At 39.4% G+C, this 19397-nt stretch carries 22 protein-coding genes; 15 read left to right on the top strand and 7 right to left on the bottom strand.

Translation table 11 applies throughout. From position 1 onward, the window contains the following. Nucleotides 1–23 precede the first annotated feature (23 nt). Complete coding sequence (locus AC2117_RS14050; protein ID WP_133974929.1) at nt 24–539, top strand: acyl-CoA thioesterase; 516 nt, start codon at nt 24–26, stop codon at nt 537–539. Between the two features lie 123 nt (nt 540–662). Here the strand turns inward: AC2117_RS14050 and AC2117_RS14045 are convergent, their stop codons facing one another. Further along, on the bottom strand, nt 663–863 hold the full coding sequence (locus AC2117_RS14045; RefSeq protein ID WP_133974927.1) for a hypothetical protein: 201 nt from the start codon (nt 861–863) through the stop codon (nt 663–665). A 494-nt stretch (nt 864–1357) separates the two neighbouring features. Between AC2117_RS14045 and AC2117_RS14040 the strand changes: the two genes are divergently transcribed. Then, nucleotides 1358–2356 carry a CobW family GTP-binding protein gene (locus tag AC2117_RS14040; RefSeq protein WP_133974925.1) on the top strand — a complete coding sequence of 333 codons (999 nt, stop codon included), beginning with the start codon at nt 1358–1360 and terminating at the stop codon, nt 2354–2356. 44 nt (nt 2357–2400) lie between these two features. On the opposite strand, the gene dctA is transcribed toward AC2117_RS14040, so the two are convergent. After that, a complete protein-coding gene (dctA, locus tag AC2117_RS14035) occupies nt 2401–3663 on the bottom strand; it encodes a C4-dicarboxylate transporter DctA (protein WP_133974923.1) in 1263 nt (420 codons plus the stop codon). Nucleotides 3664–3852: 189 nt separating this feature from the next. On the opposite strand from dctA, the gene AC2117_RS14030 reads away from it, so the two are divergent. From AC2117_RS14030 to pgaD, 5 genes are all read left to right on the top strand, one after another. Then, nucleotides 3853–4383, top strand: a complete 531-nt coding sequence (locus tag AC2117_RS14030) for a YaeQ family protein (RefSeq protein ID WP_133974921.1) — start codon at nt 3853–3855, stop codon at nt 4381–4383. Between the two features lie 86 nt (nt 4384–4469). After that, nucleotides 4470–4808 carry an FKBP-type peptidyl-prolyl cis-trans isomerase gene (locus AC2117_RS14025; protein ID WP_004641710.1) on the top strand — a complete coding sequence of 113 codons (339 nt, stop codon included), beginning with the start codon at nt 4470–4472 and terminating at the stop codon, nt 4806–4808. Nucleotides 4809–5047: 239 nt separating this feature from the next. Beyond that, the gene (pgaB, locus tag AC2117_RS14020) at nt 5048–7042 is read left to right on the top strand and encodes a poly-beta-1,6-N-acetyl-D-glucosamine N-deacetylase PgaB (RefSeq protein WP_133974920.1); all 1995 of its coding nucleotides are present in this window, start codon (nt 5048–5050) and stop codon (nt 7040–7042) included. A 13-nt stretch (nt 7043–7055) separates the two neighbouring features. Beyond that, nucleotides 7056–8312, top strand: a complete 1257-nt coding sequence (gene pgaC, locus AC2117_RS14015) for a poly-beta-1,6-N-acetyl-D-glucosamine synthase (protein ID WP_133974918.1) — start codon at nt 7056–7058, stop codon at nt 8310–8312. A gap of 89 nt (nt 8313–8401) precedes the next feature. Then, a complete protein-coding gene (gene pgaD, locus AC2117_RS14010; RefSeq protein WP_197730925.1) occupies nt 8402–8821 on the top strand; it encodes a poly-beta-1,6-N-acetyl-D-glucosamine biosynthesis protein PgaD in 420 nt (139 codons plus the stop codon). Between the two features lie 43 nt (nt 8822–8864). Here the strand turns inward: pgaD and AC2117_RS14005 are convergent, their stop codons facing one another. The 4 genes from AC2117_RS14005 to AC2117_RS13990 all read right to left on the bottom strand — a co-directional run bounded on the left by AC2117_RS14005 (nt 8865) and on the right by AC2117_RS13990 (nt 12296). Beyond that, nucleotides 8865–9425, bottom strand: a complete 561-nt coding sequence (locus AC2117_RS14005; RefSeq protein WP_133974916.1) for a TetR/AcrR family transcriptional regulator — start codon at nt 9423–9425, stop codon at nt 8865–8867. Between the two features lie 22 nt (nt 9426–9447). Then, nucleotides 9448–10332 carry an alpha/beta fold hydrolase gene (locus AC2117_RS14000; protein WP_133974914.1) on the bottom strand — a complete coding sequence of 295 codons (885 nt, stop codon included), beginning with the start codon at nt 10330–10332 and terminating at the stop codon, nt 9448–9450. 34 nt (nt 10333–10366) lie between these two features. Then, nucleotides 10367–11155: a crotonase/enoyl-CoA hydratase family protein gene (locus AC2117_RS13995; RefSeq protein WP_133974911.1), complete on the bottom strand. Its 789-nt coding sequence runs from the start codon at nt 11153–11155 to the stop codon at nt 10367–10369. A 196-nt stretch (nt 11156–11351) separates the two neighbouring features. Then, nucleotides 11352–12296 (bottom strand): DMT family transporter, encoded by a 945-nt coding sequence (locus tag AC2117_RS13990; RefSeq protein WP_133974910.1) that lies wholly within the window; start codon nt 12294–12296, stop codon nt 11352–11354. 401 nt (nt 12297–12697) lie between these two features. Here AC2117_RS13990 and pnuC point away from each other — a divergent pair, with 401 nt between their 5' ends. Beyond that, a complete protein-coding gene (pnuC, locus tag AC2117_RS13985; protein WP_133974909.1) occupies nt 12698–13273 on the top strand; it encodes a nicotinamide riboside transporter PnuC in 576 nt (191 codons plus the stop codon). 38 nt (nt 13274–13311) lie between these two features. Next, complete coding sequence (locus AC2117_RS13980) at nt 13312–13608, top strand: hypothetical protein (RefSeq protein WP_133974907.1); 297 nt, start codon at nt 13312–13314, stop codon at nt 13606–13608. A 41-nt stretch (nt 13609–13649) separates the two neighbouring features. On the opposite strand, the gene AC2117_RS13975 is transcribed toward AC2117_RS13980, so the two are convergent. After that, nucleotides 13650–14462, bottom strand: coding sequence for an IclR family transcriptional regulator (locus AC2117_RS13975; protein ID WP_133974905.1), 813 nt, complete (start codon nt 14460–14462; stop codon nt 13650–13652). A gap of 273 nt (nt 14463–14735) precedes the next feature. On the opposite strand from AC2117_RS13975, the gene AC2117_RS13970 reads away from it, so the two are divergent. Genes AC2117_RS13970 through AC2117_RS13945 form a run of 6 tightly spaced genes read left to right on the top strand, consistent with a single transcriptional unit; the run spans nt 14736 to nt 19390 of the window. After that, nucleotides 14736–15041: a non-heme iron oxygenase ferredoxin subunit gene (locus tag AC2117_RS13970; protein ID WP_003653126.1), complete on the top strand. Its 306-nt coding sequence runs from the start codon at nt 14736–14738 to the stop codon at nt 15039–15041. A gap of 27 nt (nt 15042–15068) precedes the next feature. Next, nucleotides 15069–15368 carry a recombinase-like helix-turn-helix domain-containing protein gene (locus tag AC2117_RS13965; protein ID WP_133974903.1) on the top strand — a complete coding sequence of 100 codons (300 nt, stop codon included), beginning with the start codon at nt 15069–15071 and terminating at the stop codon, nt 15366–15368. 16 nt (nt 15369–15384) lie between these two features. Next, on the top strand, nt 15385–16452 hold the full coding sequence (locus AC2117_RS13960) for an aromatic ring-hydroxylating oxygenase subunit alpha (RefSeq protein ID WP_133974901.1): 1068 nt from the start codon (nt 15385–15387) through the stop codon (nt 16450–16452). After that, nucleotides 16445–17209, top strand: coding sequence for an SDR family oxidoreductase (locus tag AC2117_RS13955; protein WP_133974899.1), 765 nt, complete (start codon nt 16445–16447; stop codon nt 17207–17209). Before AC2117_RS13960 ends, AC2117_RS13955 begins: the two co-directional genes overlap by 8 nt. Before the next feature lie 11 nt (nt 17210–17220). Continuing rightward, on the top strand, nt 17221–18150 hold the full coding sequence (locus tag AC2117_RS13950) for a VOC family protein (protein WP_133974897.1): 930 nt from the start codon (nt 17221–17223) through the stop codon (nt 18148–18150). A 28-nt stretch (nt 18151–18178) separates the two neighbouring features. Then, complete coding sequence (locus tag AC2117_RS13945) at nt 18179–19390, top strand: NAD(P)/FAD-dependent oxidoreductase (protein ID WP_133974895.1); 1212 nt, start codon at nt 18179–18181, stop codon at nt 19388–19390. Nucleotides 19391–19397: the final 7 nt, after the last annotated feature.

Here is a 19397-nt window from a genome sequence, read left to right as displayed (position 1 = left end):
TTGTTTGAGACCAGAGTTGAGCTATGCCTACATTAGATGAAATGACCACAGTGACTGATGATCAGTCAGAATTGACGATGTCAGTTTTAATGACGCCTGATATGGCAAATTTTTCAGGTAATGTTCATGGTGGTACGATTCTAAAACTACTAGACCAAGTCGCTTACGCGTGCGCTAGCCGTTATTCAGGCAGCTATGTCGTAACATTGTCTGTAGATAAGGTGAATTTTAAAGAACCGATTTATGTGGGTGAATTGGTAACTTTTTTGGCAAGTGTGAATCATGTTGGCCGTACTTCAATGGAAGTGGGTATACGTGTTGAAGCCCAAAATATCCAGAAGCGTACAGTGCGCCATACTAATAGCTGTTATTTCACCATGGTGGCTGTTGATGAACAGGGTAAGCCTTGTGACGTGCCTACTTTAAAACTTGAGACTGAGTGGAAACGCTGTCGTTTTGAAGCAGCAGAACACCGCAAGGTTTTACGTCTACAAGAAAATCACAACCCATCTTGTAGTATGTATAAAAAATCTTCTTAAAAAACTGAATTAAAAAAGGATCGAACCGCAGCATGGTTCGATCCTTTTTCTTTACTGAAATTCAAATTCCTTTTTTCTTTCCAGTAAAATTATCTCTGAGCTTGGAGGAGAGTGCAGAGATAATTAACGAGTAGCAGGAGCAGCTTCAGAAGCAGAGCCTACAGCTTCAGAAGCAGCATTTGCTGTGTTCGCTTGTTCTTGAGTTGAAACAACAACTTTCTCTTCACTAGCAGTGCTATGCGCTTGTTCATGTTTAGAAGCAGCGAAAGTTGATACTGCAGTTAAAGCTAAAGTAGTTGCAAGTAGAGTCTTAGCTAATTTCATTTTATGGCATCCTTAAATTCATTAAAAAATCAATCAAACCTAATCGTTCATACATACATGAAACGTGTATGGCTGAATGACTAAGCTAGGACACATGCTAAGCCGAGCTTGGGATTACATCAATTAACTTAACAATCTATTACGTCTATCTTAACAATAAAAAATATATGGGCTATTTATGTGCGGAATCTGTAAAGTTAACTGGCTTAAATACACCTTAAAATGTGTAAAAATATTTCTTCTTGAGCGAAAAAAAACCAATTGTGTTACGTAAACAAAACACTCTGGCATGAATTGTGAATACGCTTAAATAGAATATTCCGTTGGGTAGGGATAAGCTTAGAGTTATTTTAGATTGAAAGTGGGACTTAAGTCTCACTTTTGGGTTGTTAAGTAGAAATTAAAAAAGTATAGACCAAATTTAAAAATCATTTACATGACAAAAAATAGTGATATACCTAAAATGTCTGAGACTGTTTTAATTTGAGTGCCTTGTGAAATTTATTGCCCAAAAAACTGTTCCTACCCATATTATTTCTGGTTTTTTAGGGGCAGGGAAAACTACGTTATTGCAGCATTTATTAAGTCAGAAGCCTAAAGATGAGGTATGGGCTGTATTAATGAATGAGTTTGGGCAAATTGGAGTAGATCAACAACTATTACCTCAAGAACAAGGTTACGCGGTAAAAGAGTTATTAGGCGGTTGTTTATGTTGTAGCAGTCAATTGCCTATGCACATTGCTTTAGCTCGCCTGTTGAGTGAGCAAAAGCCAGACCGTCTTTTTATTGAGCCGACTGGTCTTGGGCATCCTTCTCAATTATTTGACCAACTGACTGAGCCTCATTGGCAAAGTAGTTTGGCAATGCGTGCTTTGGTGACTGTAGTCGATGGTAGCCGCTTGCATGATACAAACTGGGTCAAACAAAATCTTTATGAAGACCAGTTAAAAGCAGCCCAGATAGTAGTGGTGTCACATACCGATATCATGACTTTTGAAGACGAGCAGACACTTGAGTCACTAAAAGAAGAGTATCAACCCTATCAACAAGAATGGATTAAGACGCAATATGGTCAGTTAGCATTAAATGAAATTGATGTAGCCGCCCGTTTAACCGAGAGATCCATACAACCTTTACTTAAACTTCAAAAGCAAATGACTGAAGCTGAAGTGACTAAAGAAATTCAGCAGTTACCTTACCATTATGTAGAGTCGGCACAAGGTTATATCGTGGCGGGTTGGAAGTTGCCTAAACGCTGGAAATTTGAATTTTATGCTTTGCTAGATTTATTGTGTGCACAGCAAGATTGGCTACGTATTAAGGGAATTTTTAATACAGATCAAGGATGGAAAATATTTAATTTTAATCCTGATCAGTTTAATTATAAGTCTGGTGAAGAGGGAATTGATAACCGGATTGAAATGATTAGCCAACAAGAACATGATTGGCTGGCATTTGAAACAGATTTGTTGAATTGCCGAATTGAAGACTAGAGAACATTGAGAAAAAAGATGATTCAATGTTCTCTAGAACGGATTTAAGGTTTTGTATTTAGCACGGCTTTAGCTTGAGCATGGTCAATATCTTTTTCCCAATGCGCAATGACTACCGCTGCGACACAGTTACCAATCAAGTTGGTACAGGCACGGATAATTCCAATAAACCAGTCTACTGAAAGTAAAAGTACTAAACCAATCGCAGGAAGGCTTGGAATCACTGAAAGCGTGGCTGCAAGAATAACTAATGCTGAACCAGGAATTCCATGAGCGCCTTTAGACGTGATGAGAGAAACCAGTAAAATAGCCAGTAAGTCATGCATAGATAAATCAATATTGCAGGCCTGTGCAATAAAAATAACACCTAGAGTTAAGTAAATTGAAAATCCATCCAGATTAAAAGAATAACCAGTTGGAATGACCAGCCCTACGGTTGAATCTTTAATTCCCAGATTTCTGAGCTTTTTCATAATTTGGGGTAAAACAGAATCAGAAGAGGCGGTACCCAAAACAATGGCTAACTCATCTTTAAAATAAGCCACGAATTTAAAAATGTTGAGACCGGTAAGTTTTAAAATTGAACCTAAAACAACCACAACAAATAAAATGCAGGTCGCATAAAACAGTAAAACCAAATAGCCCAATTGTAGAAGTGAATCTAAACCAAATTTAGCAGTGGTGTAGGCCACTGAACCGAACACACCAATAGGGGCTAAACGAATAATCAGCCCCATAATTTTAAAGAAGACTTCAGAGAAAGCCTCAAGAGCTTGTCGTACTAACTCTGCTAAATGTTTTGGAATTAAGAGTAGGGAAACGCCAAATAAAATGGCAATCAGTAAAACTTGTAAAATATCGCCGTTAGCAAAAGCACCAGTAAATGTTTTTGGAATAATGTTCAGTATGAAATCAGAACCGGAGTGCATTTCATGGGCACGTTCGGTATAGGTGCTTAAATCTTTTGCATCTAAATGGCTGATATCGATATTCATGCCGACGCCAGGTTTAAATACATAGGCCACAATAATGCCTAAAACTAAAGCGAAACTTGTGACCACTTCAAAATAGAGAATGGTTTTTGCACCGACTTTGCCCATTTTTTTAATATCATTTGCACCATAAATACCAAGTACAACGACACAAAACACAATTGGTGCAATCAGCATTTTAATTAAAGAGATAAAACCGTCACCCAATGGCTTTAAAGATAGGGAGAAATCATGAAAACCAGCTCCAACTGCAACTCCAAGAAAGAGAGCACAAAGAACCTGTAAAAATAAACTACGCTTGAGCTTTTGCCACATAAGTCATCAATTTTAGGAAGAGGAGAATATCTCTTTTAAGCAAAAAGCCAGCCAACTCTAAAATTAAGTGGAGCGTTTTGGAGGAATATGCAAATTTCATATTGCTATGTTTTCGCATTACTCAGTTTTTTTATAATTTTTTAGCTAAAATCGAGTATCCTTAGCGCCAAATTTTGGGACATTTTAACCATGGCGCTTAAAGCAACAATTTATAAAGCAGATTTGAATATTGCCAATATGGATGACCATATTTACGGTGATTATCAACTTACTCTCGCTTTGCATCCTTCTGAAACTATAGAACGATTAATGGTTCGTTTAATGGCTTTTGCCCGTTTTGCAAGTGATGAACTTGAGTTTACGAAAGACCTTTTTGAAACTGATGAGCCTGCGCTATGGCAAAAGGATTTAACAGGTCAGCTAGAAACATGGATTGAAGTGGGTTTACCTTCAGAAGATAAAGTCAAAAAAGCCAGTGCGCGTTGTAAAAAAGTTGTAATTGTTGTCTATGGCACACAAGTCGAAGAGTGGTGGAAGAGAAATAGCAAAATTAAAACGTTAAGTAATGTTCAAGTCTGGCAGCTTGCGCCCGCGAGCACAGTAGAGCTAGAAAAACTATGTGAACGTACCATGCAACTACAGTTAAATGTTATGGACACAGAGTGGACCCTTTTAGGTGATAAGGGGCAAGCCAATGTGGTGTGGACCCAGTTACAGTAAAATAGAAAAGCGCAACAAATTCGACAGATTCAATTGGTACACTAGGCACCAGTTGCTATTTAGAAATTCGATTCAAGGGGTAAACCATGTCAAATGAATTAGAAATTATCGACTTAAAGATAGGTGAAGGCAAAGAAGCTGTTAAAGGCGCTTTAATTACCACTCACTATACAGGTTGGTTAGAAGATGGTACCAAATTCGACTCTTCAATTGATCGCGGTAATTACTTTGAGTGTGTGATTGGTACAGGTCGTGTCATTAAAGGCTGGGACCAAGGTATCATGGGAATGAAAGTTGGCGGTAAACGTAAATTAATCGTACCTGCTCATTTAGCATATGGTGAGCGTAAAATGGGTAAGATTATTCCAGCCAATTCTAATTTGATTTTTGAAATTGAATTGTTTGATGTTAAAACCCGGGACTAGTGAAAAATTTGAAGCCCTTTAGGGGGCTTTCTTGTTTATATGAGCTTTAAATATAAATACATTCATAATTTATATTTTAGCTTTTTGAATATTTAAGATTACTTTCAGTTTATTTGATTATAAATGGCATCTGAAAAACTGTTTTTTATAAATAGTTTTGATCTTAAGGTCGGCTTAGATAAATCCAAAGTCCATCGGATCAAACTTCACATCAGTCATCTATATTGAGACGCTATTTCATGATTATCCGCTTTGCATCTCCTTTGTTGAATCTTACTCTTGGATTGGCCCTTGCTGGCATGTCAGGTATGGCATTGGCTAAACCACAAAAACTCGATGCTTCAACACTTACGGTCATTGGGTATCATGAAATTACTGATACAAAAAATGCAATGATTCCTGAGTATGCGGTCACGACTCAACAATTTACTCAGCATGTTGAATGGTTACAAAAGAATGGCTTCCATTTTATTACTGTTGATCAGTTAATCCGTGCACATCAAGGTAAATATCGACTGCCGACTAAGCCAGTATTATTGACGGTAGATGACGGATATCAATCTTTTTATCAAAATGCATACCCTGTAATTAAAGCTAAAAAGATTCCTGTTGTTTTAGCAGTGGTCGGTTCATGGCTAGAGCCAAAATCCGGTCAGAAGGTTGATTTTTCTGGTGAAGAAATTTCACGTGATAAAATCTTGAGCTGGAATGAGCTAAAAGAGATGCAAGATAGTGGTCTGGTTGAAATTGCGAGCCATAGCTATCATTTGCACCGCGGTATTACGGGCAACCCTCAAGGTAATTCAGAACCTGCGGCAACCACACGTTTTTACGATATTAAAACTCAAAGCTACGAAAACGACGAACAATATCAGGCTCGTATTTATAATGACCTGAAAAAGAATAATGAATTACTTAAAGCCCATGGCTTACGTTCGCCTCGTATTATGGTATGGCCATATGGTCGCTATAATATGCAAACCATTCAAATTGCGAAAAACCTTGGAATGCCTATTACCATCACACTTGATGATGGGGCAGATCATGCTAAACAGTCTTTACAAAATATGAGCCGTATTTTGGTCGAAGGTGGAATGACAACTGATGATTTATCTCAGGAAATTAAAAGTCGTGAATTAAATCTGACAGATAATAATCGTCCTCAAAAAATCATGCATGTTGATCTCGATTATATTTATGATCTGGACCCGAAACAACAAGAGCGTAATTTAGGACACTTGTTAGATCGAATTAATGGAATGGGTGTAAATACCGTTTATTTACAGGCATTTTCAGATCCCGATGCGAATGGTTCTGCTGATATGGTTTATTTCCCAAACCGCCATATTCCAATGCGTGCAGACTTGTTTAACCGTGTGGCGTGGCAAATCCAGACACGCACACCTGTAAGTCGTATTTATGCATGGATGCCATTATTGGCATGGGAATTACCAAAGACTGATCCTGTTTCTAAAGACTTGGTGGTGACTCAGCAGGAGAAAGCAGGTGAACACCTGAACATGGGCTATATCCGTTTGAGTCCTTTCTCGCCAGAAGCCCGCCAAACAATTCGTGAAATTTATCAAGATTTGGCAAAATCAACGCCGTTTAATGGCATCTTGTTCCATGATGATGTGACATTATCTGATTATGAAGATGCAAGCCCTGATGCGTTAAAAGCCTATGCGAAACATGGTTTGCCAACAGATTTGGCCAAGATTCGTGAAAATGATCAAGACTTGCAAAAATGGACAGCGTTTAAGACCAGATACCTTGATGATTTCGCTATGGAGTTGGTTGAAGATGTTCGACAATATGAGCCATTCTTGCTGACTGCACGTAATTTATATGCACAAGTGGCTTTAAAACCATATGCTGAAAACTGGTACTCACAGTCGCTTGAAGAGTCATTAAAGCGTTATGATTTTACAGCTATTATGGCAATGCCTTATATGGAGCAGGTCGATAATGCTGATCAATTCTATAAAGATATGGTTGATCGGGTAAAACAATACCCGAATGGCATTAAGAAAACCGTTTTTGAATTACAGGCAACCGACTGGCGTAAAAACGAAAAGGTACCTTCAGCTGAAATGGCAGCAACAATTCATTCTCTTTATCAGCAAGGTGTAATGCATGTCGGATATTATCCAGATGATCCAATCAAAGATCATCCAGATGTTGATGTGATGCATAAAGCATTTGCTGAAAAATCATCTCGTCTTGTGCCGTAGTCGGGGCTGAAACATGACAATCTTTGCTGCGATATGGTCGCATGCCTTAAAATTCGTTTTTTATTATCCATTATTCATGTCGTATTTATGGATGATGGGTGCGATCATTTTCTATTGGAAAGAACGTCAGGCTCCAGCTTATGATCAACCAGCTCCATTAGAAAGTTATCCAAAAGTCGCTGTATTAGTTCCTTGTTTTAATGAAGGGGATAATGCAGAAGAAACCATTAGCCATGCTTTAAAACTAGACTATCCTCATTTTGAAGTCATCGCGATTAATGATGGTAGCTCAGATAATACAGGTGAAGTACTTGACCGTTTAGCAGAACAACATGAAAAATTACGTGTTGTTCATTTGGCTCAAAACCAAGGTAAAGCCATGGGATTGCAAGCCGGAAGCTTAATGACCGATGCCGAATTTTTAATTGGTATTGACGGTGATGCTTTACTTGATCCACATGCAGCAAAGTGGATGATTCGTCATTTTCTTGAAAATCCAACAGTTGCTGCGGTTACTGGAAACCCTCGTATCCGCACTCGCTCAACTTTATTAGGGCGTATTCAGGTCGGTGAGTTTTCTTCGATTGTAGGTATGATTAAACGTGCACAACGTACCTTTGGTCGACTGTTTACCGTATCAGGCGTAATTACGGCTTTTCGTAAAAGCGCCGTTCACCAAGTCGACTATTGGTCACCTAATATGTTGACTGAAGATATCGATATTACTTGGAAATTACAGCGTGCAGGTTGGGATATTGAGTTTGAACCGAATGCCTTGGTCTGGATTTTAATGCCTGAAACCTTAAATGGGTTGTGGAAACAACGGTTACGTTGGGCAATGGGTGGCGCACAAGTATTAATTAAAAATATTGATGTGTTCACCAAACCAAAATTGAATTTTTTATGGCCTTTAATGTTTGAGCTTTGCTTAACATTAGTATGGTCATATTTAATGCTAGCGATGGCTGTATTGTGGTTGGCGCATTTTATTTTACCACTACCAGCACTAGCCGTTGTGAGCTCTCCATTTTTACCGTATGGTAGCGGCATTTTATTGGGGGCAACTTGTCTAATTCAGTTTGCTTTAAGCAAATGGATGGATAGTCGTTATGAACCAAACCTAGGAAAAAATTATTTCTGGATGATTTGGTACCCGCTTGTCTTTTGGTTAATTACGATTTCGGCAACCATTGTGGCATTTCCAAAAGTCTTACGACGTGGAGATGAGAAACGAGCACGTTGGGTGAGCCCAGATCGGGGCATTCGCTAGAATGAAATGCAAGAGTCATGAGATTTTAAAGATCGTGCTGTATTGATGTCTGGGGAAAAAGCACAGCACTTCGTTAGGTAAAGAGAGAAATGAAGACAGATTCGTTGATTATTGATTTACGCCGTCAATTACCATGGCATAAACGCTATGCTTCTACAACAAGCACAGCCATGATGTGGGCGGTTTGGTTGTTGTTGTGGCGTCCGTTCGTGTTTGTATGGTTATTGGTTGAACTACAAAAAACTCATTTGGTACACCGCTTATTTAGTGCCTTTGGTTTAGGAATTGAACATGGCCTTACAGCATTAATTGCTTGTGCAATGTGTTTATTGTTGTGGAGCCATGTGCTACCTGAGCGTCGTGTCGGTGGTAGTGCGCTTAAAATGAAACAGACTGATGATTATGCTCGCTATTTTGATTTACCTGAACATGAAATTGAGCAGGGACGTAGCCAAAAAATTACAGTCGTTCACCACGATGAACTAGGCAAAATTATTCGAGTTGAATAAGCCTTATTAATCAAATAAAGCCCACTTCAAGTGGGCTTTATTTTTATGAACTGAGAAATCCAAGAATACGTTGTTTGACTTGATTAATATAAAACTCATCATGGGTGACACGGTACATCAAGATCGCACCTTCATAATCAGCAATACTTTGTTTTGCTAAAATCTCTGCTTGATCTTGAGCAATGCACTTTGCAAAAATAGACTGAATTGAAAGTTGCCAGTCCTGAAAAATGCTGCGTACTTTGGCTAAAATTTTAGGTGAGCCATATGCTGCTTCCATAGAAATGATACCTATTAAGCAGCCGTTAACACCTTGTGTAAAAAAATGAATAGCACGCTCATGCATTTGCTCAAACCGTTCAATTGCAGAGCAGTCAGAATTTGCTGTGCTTTGAAATAAAGAATGGATTAAATACTGATGAGTGCCATTCAACACTTCAAGCAATAGTGCTTCTTTGTTTGGATAATAATAATAAAAAGAAGCTTTGGTTAGGCCGCAAGCCTTTGCCAGCATGTCCATACTGGTGCCTGCGTAACCATAGGTTTTAAACTGCAAAGCACAGTGCTTGAGCAATTCTTCTTTCGCAAGTTTCTGCGGTCTCATCTTAAATTATCCAAAATATAAATCAGGCTTTTACCAAATCATCAAAAGTGGTGCGGACTTTACTCCAGATCTGTTCAGCACCTTTTTTAAAGTAGCCCATGTGCCCAATGGTTTTCATTGAAACATCTTGTGGTTGAAGGCTAATGTAGGTGACCGGAGCTTGTCGATAATATTGCATAAATGCACGGCAAGAAGTCGGTAAAGCCCAGTCATCATCAAGGGCAGAGGTTGCATAAATTGGTGTTTTAACTGAGGCATATTGCTCAATTAAATGTTGCTGTTCTGGGTCAGCAAAAAAGTACTTGGGATGTTTACACCATTTACGCCACTGTTTATAAACATTCAGAGGCAAATCAGAACCCATATTAAATTTGCTCCAAGGTAAATAACCTGTCACCGCAACAATAGGCGGAAACACGATATTCCAGACCACTTGAACTTTAAAACGTTCTTTGAGTGGCATATAGCCATGCCAGCCAGCCCCAGTGCCAAAGGTGTAGCAGGCCAATAATTTATCATGATTAGGTAATAGCCCTAATGCATGCCCGCCGTAAGAATGACCCACCATTAAAAGTGGTAGGGGTTCTTTTGACAAATATTCAATGGCACCTGCTAAATCGAGTTTGCCCCAGTCGAGGTAAGACATATCAAAGCCTTTTAAAGATTTGGGACTCGATTTCCCCACACCGCGATAATCAAAGGTAAATACTTGATAACTATATTGCGTCATATATTCAGCAAAGCGACGGTAAAACTCGTGTGGTACGCCAGTAGCTCCGGCAACGACAATATTGGCTTTAGCTGGTGTCGTCGTAAAGTAACGTGTGCCGTAGAGTTGATAGCCATCTAAAGCTGAAAATTGTACATTTTGGCTAAGCTGTTCGTTCGTTTGAGTTGCTAATTGCATTGCTTTTCTCTTTATTTTTCTAGCGTGATGAAAGTTATTTACCTTTAAAAACAGGAGGTCTTTTTTGCAACATGGCAAAAACTCCTTCTTGTACATCTTCAGTTTTTAATAAGGGATGAAGATGATTTTGTAACTGACTAAATGCAGCTTGATAACCTTCATTGATGGCTTCACGTGCTGAAGCTAGGGTAGCTTTTACCGCGAGTGGAGCCGCTTGAGCAATATGTTCAGCGAGCTCTATTGCACGGTTGAGTTCAGTACCTTCAGGACAAATTTCTGTAATTAGGTTCATATCCAAGGCGGCTTTTGCATCAAAAGGGTCACCCGTAAGCAAGTAGCGCATGGCTTTGGCCCAACCCGCAGCTTGAGTAAAGCGTGCTGTTGCCCCACCAAAAGGTAAGATGCCACGTTGGACTTCCATTTGTGCAAACTGAGTATTTTCACTTGCTAAAGCAATGTCTGCATTTAGAAAGAGTTCAATGCCTGCGGTGTAGCAATAACCTTGTACCGCAACAATCAACGGTTTACTCAGTTTTCGTCCAACTGTGCCCCAAGGATTAACTTCTTCATCACTAAAATCAAAAACACCAGTAGCAAGTTTAGGTTGTAACTCTACGAGGTCTAATCCAGCCGTAAAATGGTCACCATGGGCAAATATTACTGCACAGCGCAGCTCATCATTATTTTCATATTCAGTGAGTGCTTGTGATAAATCTTTAATCATGTGGCTGTCAAAAGCATTACGTTTTGCTGCCCGATCCAGCCCAATTAAAAAAATATGTCCGCGGGTTTCACGGCTAACTTTTCCTTCTTGATTTGACATATCGTGATGTCCTTTATTTGTCTTTAATAAGTTTTTAAACGTTCGTTAGAAAACTGTCAAATACAATTTATAGACTACTTCGTAAACAAAAATAGAAGGAGGGATTAAAATAAAACTAAACTTTTATTCTTAAGATTAATATAAATATGAGGGGGTAGAATAACCTGATGAGTGGTCCCAATCAGGTTATCAAACATTATGTTGGACGACGTGAATACATAACTAGTCCTAGGCATAACAGGGTTAAACCTAAAATAAGGTGTGAGCTGAGCTGTTCATGGTTGAACCATGTTCCCCAAAATGTAGCGAGAACAGGGGTAATAATGGTAATGAGCAACACAGTGGTCGGTTGTAGTACCTTAATGAGTTGATAATAAAAAATCATGGCAAGCACAGATGAAAAGACTGCACTATAAAAGACTGCTATTGAAATTTTCAGGCTTGGGAACTCAGTTGGAAGATGTGACCAAAAGAAAGGTAATAGACATACATAACCTACCCATGAAACAAGAGTAGCACCTGTCATTTGTGTAATTGGCGGAATATGTGCGCCAACGGATTTTACTGCAAAAGTCGACAATACATAAAACAGCATCGCAATCAGTTCTAATATAATACCGGTGCGGTTGAACTGAAAACCTGATGAAGATAGTCCTAAAGTAAAGCTCATCCCGACCAGAGCAATACCGAGCCCAAGCCACTGCCATGCCGAAAAACGTTCACGCCTTAATAAAAAAGAGCTGATGAGTCCGGACACTAACGGAGAAGTACCGTAAATAATTGAAATAATGGCAGAGGGAACTTTATCTGCACCCATGTAGCAAAAGGCCATAGAGCCAAATAAACCAATGGCTCCGGCACAATAACTTAAAATTGCTTTTTTACTAAAGATGAGTTTTAAACGAAAAAAATGCAAACAGAGTAAGGCAATAGGAATTGCCAAACTGAATCGAATAAATAACCCCCATGCCCAATGAATTTCTTGTACTGTCCAGACGGCTGCGAGTGGGGTAAGCGACCAAATCATGACGACAGCAATAAATTGGCCGGCTGTAGCGAGGCGAGTTGGAGTTAAAGAGGGTGCTACAGCCGGCTGAGTCTGCGGGGTGGAAATACTCTGTTGTTCAAATAACGGCTTCATAGAAAGCTCCAGAAAGTTTGGTTTTTGTGTTTTAAATGGGCATAAAAAAAGCCGCGTTTATGGCGGCTTGTTATGAAAATCAGGGAGTATATTACAAATGGAATATCTTGATTTTCTCATCCGAAGCGCCAAATTTTCCAAAAGAAGGACGTCGCCAATCGGCCATAGAGACATTGACCTCTACGGCATATAATTGGTGAACCAGACATAAATGGGCTTTAGATAAAAACATGATAAGTATATTAAAATATAGATGATATTTTTATAACACATAAATAGAAAAGTACAAATTATATTCAAGCATGAACCGCAGATTTTTTGATTTCAAATTAGCAGTTTGCTTAAGCTGATATTTTTCTCATAATACCCCGTCGAATTGATCTCTATAAGAAGCTGTTCTTATGTCACCTTTAGAAATTTTTGCAGTCTTGATTAGCCTAATTGGAGTTGGATTAACTGTTATTAGGAATATGTGGTGTTGGCTGTTTAATTTCTTTGCCTTTGTTTTATATGCATATTTGTTTTACGAATTTAAGCTATATGGTGAAACGATTTTGCAGTTCTTCTTTATGGTTGTAAATTTTTACGGTTTTTACTACTGGTTTAAGGGAAAGCAGCAAGATCATGATATTCGGATTGAACCAATTGCAGTTCAAAAAGCAATTTTTCAAATGATTATTGCGGCGGTAGGTGGCTTGCTTTTTGGATTGATTCTCAAAAACTTTACCGATGCAGCGGTGCCAATGCTTGACTCACAGCTTGCAGCATTTAGCTTACTCGCAACCTATTGGACCAGTCGTAAGCATATTGCAACATGGGTGCTTTGGGTCTTTGTTGATATTATTTATGTCGGCATGTTTATCTATAAAGATTTATTTTTAACTGCTGGATTATATGCAGCGTTTGTTTTAATGGCTGCTTATGGTTGGTATCAATGGGAAAAGGTGAAAAGAAAACAAGCAACTATTACTCAATAATACGACCGACTTCATGAGAAGACAAAATGGGAATTTCAATGTTATTGAGTTTAGATGATTATAAGTGTCAGCAGTTTGACGAGGCAGCCGCAAAAATAATGGCAGAGCCACAAAACTATGGTGAATTTGATTCTGTGTCCGATTTTTATAAAGCAGCTTGGTTAAATGAGTTCCCGAAAGGTACAACAGTTTCAGCCACAGGACTAGATGATGGCGCAGAAGAGTTTTATGCTGTTATTGCCTTTAAATCTCAATACTTACAGATTGATGTAACCGATAAAACTAAGTTCAGTTTTAAAAATCAACAAGGTAATGTGATCACTACACTTGTTTGAATGATTTTTTGAAAAGAAAAAGGCGATTTTAAAGCGCCTTTTTAATAAATAAATTTTGAAATTTTATTTGCTGTTTCCACAACTAAACTTGCGATATCGTCTTTAAACGTTCTTTCATCATAGGTGGTAATTGGGCAACTCACTGAAATAACAGCCACCATTTTACCATTTGACTGTTTAAAGATAGGCGCCGCGCAGGCCGCCATATCGTGATTATAATGACCCCAACTCACCATAGTTTTTTGTGTTTTTACATAAACCAGTCTTTGCAATAACGTTTTTAAATTAGTCGGAGTAAGTTCAGAGAAGCTATCCCAGTCGTTAAAATTACGATAACGCTGTCGTACTTCAGTTTCCGGTAAATCTGACAATAACATTTGACCAATCACGGTTGCATGGGCAGGCCAACGCGTACCTAAGCTAATGTTACTGGTGAAGGTACCCATAGATTGAATGTTATTTACAAAGACAATGTGAGTGCCTTCTAAAATAGAAAGATGAACAGCCAATTTAGTTTGGTCACGTAGTTCTTTCATTAAAGGTGTCGATAAATCAAGTAATGAAAGTTTAGATAAACTGTTAAAACCTAGCTCCATTACTTTTGAATCGAGTGCATAAGTTTTTTGAGAGGCTTTTCTTAAATAGCCACAAGATTCGAGTGTATAGATCAGACGAAATGCACTAGAACGGTTCACTTCTAAAATTTCAGCAATTTCAGTAATTGTCATTTCTTGTGCTTGTTGATTAAAAGCTTGCAAGATAGCTAAACCTCGAACAAGTCCGGGTACTAAATATCGATCATCATTTTTTGTTGTTTCTGATTCTTGTGAATCTTCTTCAATTGTTAGGCTCATTCGTGTCTTTTTCCTATAAATAAAACAAGGTTCAATTTGGGGCATGCTGCTTTATTTTAGAACTATTGTAATTGTTAAAAATACATAAAACAATTTTTATATTTAAAACTTTGTTTCCTGTTTGAAACGTAACAAAATATTTAAATTTTATTAAGATGATGAATTATCTATCTATTTTTACTTTGACAAAAAATGATCAAGGGTATTATGCTTAACCCATGTTTTGAAAATCAAATTATGTTTTGTATATAAAACAAAATGAGGACGCAAGGTATGAGTTGGATCTCAATTTGTCAGCAGGGTGACGTTAGCGAAGATGAGCCGAAAGCCATCGAAATTGAAGGGAAGAAAATTGGCGTATTTTTCGTCGATGAAAATTACTTTGCGATTGAAAATGTTTGCCCTCATGCATATGCCTTATTAACCGAAGGATTTATCGAAGATCAAACTGTTGAATGTCCATTGCACGAAGCAATTTTTGACATTCAGACAGGTGAGCTAAAAAGTGGGCCTGGGTGTAGAAACCTATGCACGTACCCAGTTCGTGTTGAAGGGCAGGATATTCAAATTCAACTCTAGTCCTCACATGTACAAGGAAGCAGAACAATGAAGACATTTAATGAAAAGTTGGCAAGCTGGATTTATGCAACGCCGGCAACCGATGCAGGTATCAACAATATTCAAATTCCTGGTCAACCAGAATTGTTGGTTTGGCAAACACGTTATAAAGAACCAACGGTCTACGAACAAGACTTTGTAAAGAACTTGATTCAGGCATTTTCTGCGGGCGCAACAGCATTAGATGACGTTGTTTCTGCACTTAATCAGCAGGGTTTCCGCTGTGAATCTGGTGATGAATGGACTTCTGCGAGCTTTACAGAAGAAATGCAACGTTTAGGTTATTAATTCAAGGAAGAATAAAATGAACGCAATCGTATCAGCTTCACAAAGCGCTGAAGAATATTTAGAACTCGGTTTACGTGATCAATGGCATCCAGCTTTAGCAAGTTGGGAAGTGGCTGCCAATCCGGTCGGAATTACCCGTTTGGGTGAAAACATTGTGGTTTGGCGTGATGCCGAAGGTCAGGTACACGCACTTGAAGACCGCTGTCCGCACCGTGGTGCTCGTCTTTCATTAGGCTGGAACTTAGGTGATCGAGTTGCTTGTTGGTATCATGGTGTTGAAGTTCGTGCTGATGGTGTGGTTGCAGATGTACCAGCCGTTCACGAATGTCCAATGACAGGAACCAAATGCTTAAAAAGCTATCCAGTTAGTGAACAGCATGGTGCAATTTTTATTTGGTTTGGTATCGACGCAAATGAACAGCCAAAACCGCTTGAGTTCCCAGAACAACTTGCAAGCGAAGAGTGGAGTGCGTTCCTTTGCCAAGCCGACTGGAAAGTAAACCATCAATACGCGATTGATAACGTGATGGACCCAATGCACGGTACATATTTACACGCGACATCGCACTCGATGGCAGATGGTGAACGTACCGCAGAGATGAAGCACCGTACTACAGATAATGGCTTTGTTTTTGAAAAAGAAGGCCAAACTGGTGTGAACTTCGACTGGGTTGAATATGGTTCGACAGGTGCAAGTTGGTTACGTCTTTCAATTCCGTACCGTAAACAATTTGGTCCAGGTGGCGAGTTCTGGATCGTGGGTTATGCAACGCCAATTGATGCCAACAATACCCGCGTATTTTTCTGGCGCTGCCGTAAAGTAAGTGGCTGGCAACGCAATGTATGGCGTTTTTTATATCGCAATCACTTAGAACAGTTGCATTGGGATGTGTTGGAACAAGACCGCATTATTTTAGAAAACCTTGCACCAAATGCGCGTGAAAAAGAGTTCCTCTATCAACACGATGTGGGTCTTGCACGTTTACGCCGTTTAATGAAAAAAGAGGCTGAGAAGCAATTAAAGAAAATTGCTGCGCTAAATGCATCAAACCGTATCGAGATGCAGGAAGAAGCTCATGGCTAATGTAGCGTTGCTGCAAGGCAAAAAAGTTTTAGTGACTGGTGCTGCACGTGGTTTAGGGCGAGATTTCGCTCAAGCGATTGCTGAAGCTGGTGCTGAGGTTGTAATGGCAGATATTTTGTCTGAGCTCGTTCAGCAAGAAGCACAAGAGTTACAGAAACAAGGACTTCATGTTCATGCGGTCACCGTTGACCTTGCCGATGCGACCTCGATTGAAAATGCGGTAGCAAAAAGTGTTGAGCTGTTAAAAGGGCTAGATGGCCTTGTGAACTGTGCGGCGCTTGCAACGAATGTAGGTGGAAAAAATATGATTGATTATGATCCTGAACTTTGGGATCGGGTCATGAATATTAATGTGAAAGGCACATGGCTAATCAGTAAGGCATGCGTTCCACACTTAAAGCAGTCGCCTGCTGGCAAAATTATTAATGTTGCATCAGATACTGCTTTGTGGGGTGCACCAAACCTGATGGCTTATGTGGCAAGTAAAGGTGCAATTTTTGCCATGACACGTTCCATGGCAAGAGAGTTGGGGCAGTTCAATATCTGTGTCAACACGTTGTCTCCGGGTCTGACTTTGGTTGAAGCAACTGAATATGTACCGCAGGAACGTCACGATTTATATGTCAACGGAAGAGCGATTCAGCGTCAGCAACTTCCACAAGATTTAAATGGAACAGCATTGTATCTACTGTCGGATTTGTCCTCTTTTGTGACAGGTCAAAATATTCCGGTCAATGGCGGTTTTGTCTTTAACTAAGGAGTAGTCAAATGATTACAGGGATCGAGATTTTAAAGTTTGGAGTTGAAGATAGAGCCGCTTCAAACAAGTTTTTGGCAGATTTTGGTTTAAGCCAAAGTGCTTCTGATATTGAAGGCACTGATTTATATCAGACTCAAAACGGTAGCAAGATTTATCTGTTTAATTGTGATGATGACCGTTTACCAGCTGCTATTGAACAAGGTTCAACTTTACGTGAAGTCACTTGGGGTGTTGATCATGCTCAAGACCTTGAAGACTTGGCAGGTCGTTTAGCTGATGTAAATGGTTTTGCGCGTTCAGAAAACACGGTGCAATGTATTGACCCTAATGGTATGACCATTCGTTTTGAACAAAGTTTTGTGAAAGATGTTCAAGAACTTAAAACGGAAGGCATTAACCAATACGGCAATATTCAACGTGTCAATGCGGCAAGTCCTGTCTATGAAAAAGGACAACCTGTTGCGATTGGGCACGTGGTGTTCTTCACACCAGATTTAGCAGCAACTGAAAATTTCTATATTGAAAAAGTTGGATTTCATTTGTCTGATGCCTACAAAAATCGTGGTGCATTTTTACGTTGCCGCGGTAAAGGTTATCACCATGATTTATTCTTGCTTAGTGTGCCAAATAAACCTGCTGGTCTAAATCATGTTGCATTTGTCGTACGTGATATCCATGAGGTGATTGGGGGCGGTTTAAATATGAATCGTTCGGAATGGTCAACCTTTATTGGACCGGGACGTCACCCAATTTCTTCAGCTTATTTTTGGTACGTCAACTCACCATTGGGTGGTGCATTTGAATATTACACCAACGATGATTATTTGACAGAAGAATGGCAGCCACGTGTAGAAGAACATCGTCTAGAGCTTTTCACCGAGTGGGCGATTGAGGGTGGTCTTGATGACACAACCCGCCGTCAGGTGAAGCCTGTTTAACAGGTATTGCTTTACAAGGAAGATGGCTATGGAAAAGATCGTAATTGTAGGTGCCGGACAGGCAGCGGGTTGGGCAGTAAGCACACTACGCCAAAATGGTTATGCGGGCGAAATTCACGTGGTTTCAAATGAAGATCAAGTGTTTTATGAGCGTCCGCCACTGTCTAAGCAAGTACTTTCAAAAGAAGCAACTTATGAAAGTTTGAATCTGTTTTCTAATGAGCAGGTTCAAGAGTTCAACGTTCAATGGCACAAACCGGAAATTGCGACAAAAGTCGACCGTGAACAAAAACAGGTTCATCTAGAAAGTGGTCAGGTTTTGCCATATGACAAATTACTGATCGCAACTGGAAGCCGCGCTCGAGTACCAGTCAATACATGGCAGTTCATTCCAAATGTGGTGACCTTACGTAACGTGCATGACTGTGAACGTCTGGCTGAAATTTTAAAGACTGCAAAGAATGTTGCTGTGATTGGCGGTGGCTGGATTGGTTTAGAAATTGCCGCAACTGCGCGTAAGCAAGGTAAAGACGTTCATATTTTTGAATATGGCGACCGTTTATGTGCAAGAAGCGTGAGTCCTGAAGTCTCTGCATTTTTAAAAAATATGCATGAAACCCAAGGTACAAAAATTCATTTAGATAGCAAAAGCCTGCATTTGGTTGAAGCACCTCGCCAGAAAGTTGAAGTGGTGAACCATCCACAAAATAGTCAGTTATTTGACTGTGTGGTGGTGGGTGCGGGTGCTGAAATTGCTAAAGAGCTCGGTGTTCATGCGGGCCTCGATGTGAAAGATGGCATTGTGGTGAACTGCTTTGGACAAACCTCCGATCAAAATATTTATGCCGCGGGCGATGTCGCGATTCACCCAGCTTTGGGTTATTGCATTCAGTCTTGGGCAAATGCACAAAATCAGGCAATTGCCGCAGCAAAGTCGATGCTGGGTATTGAAACTGAATATAGTGATATTCCATGGCTTTGGTCTGATCAATATCACTTTAATATCCAGATATTAGGTACGTATCAACCTGAAAAAACGAAAGAGTTAGTGATTCGCCAAGGTGGTGAAGATCAGGTGAGTTATTTATATCTAGACCATGAAAATCGTTTGCTCAATATGATTGCCATTAATGATTCTAAATTGGTCAAACTGGCAAAACGTTGGATGCAAGCCAACACCGTTTTAGAACCAAAACTGTTAGCAGATTCTGAATTTAATGTCATGAAGTTAAAACCGTAAACATTAA

It is taken from the genome of Acinetobacter calcoaceticus, assembly GCF_900520355.1.
GTDB classification, from domain to species: domain Bacteria; phylum Pseudomonadota; class Gammaproteobacteria; order Pseudomonadales; family Moraxellaceae; genus Acinetobacter; species Acinetobacter calcoaceticus_C.
This window is presented reverse-complemented; position numbering and strand designations above follow the sequence as displayed.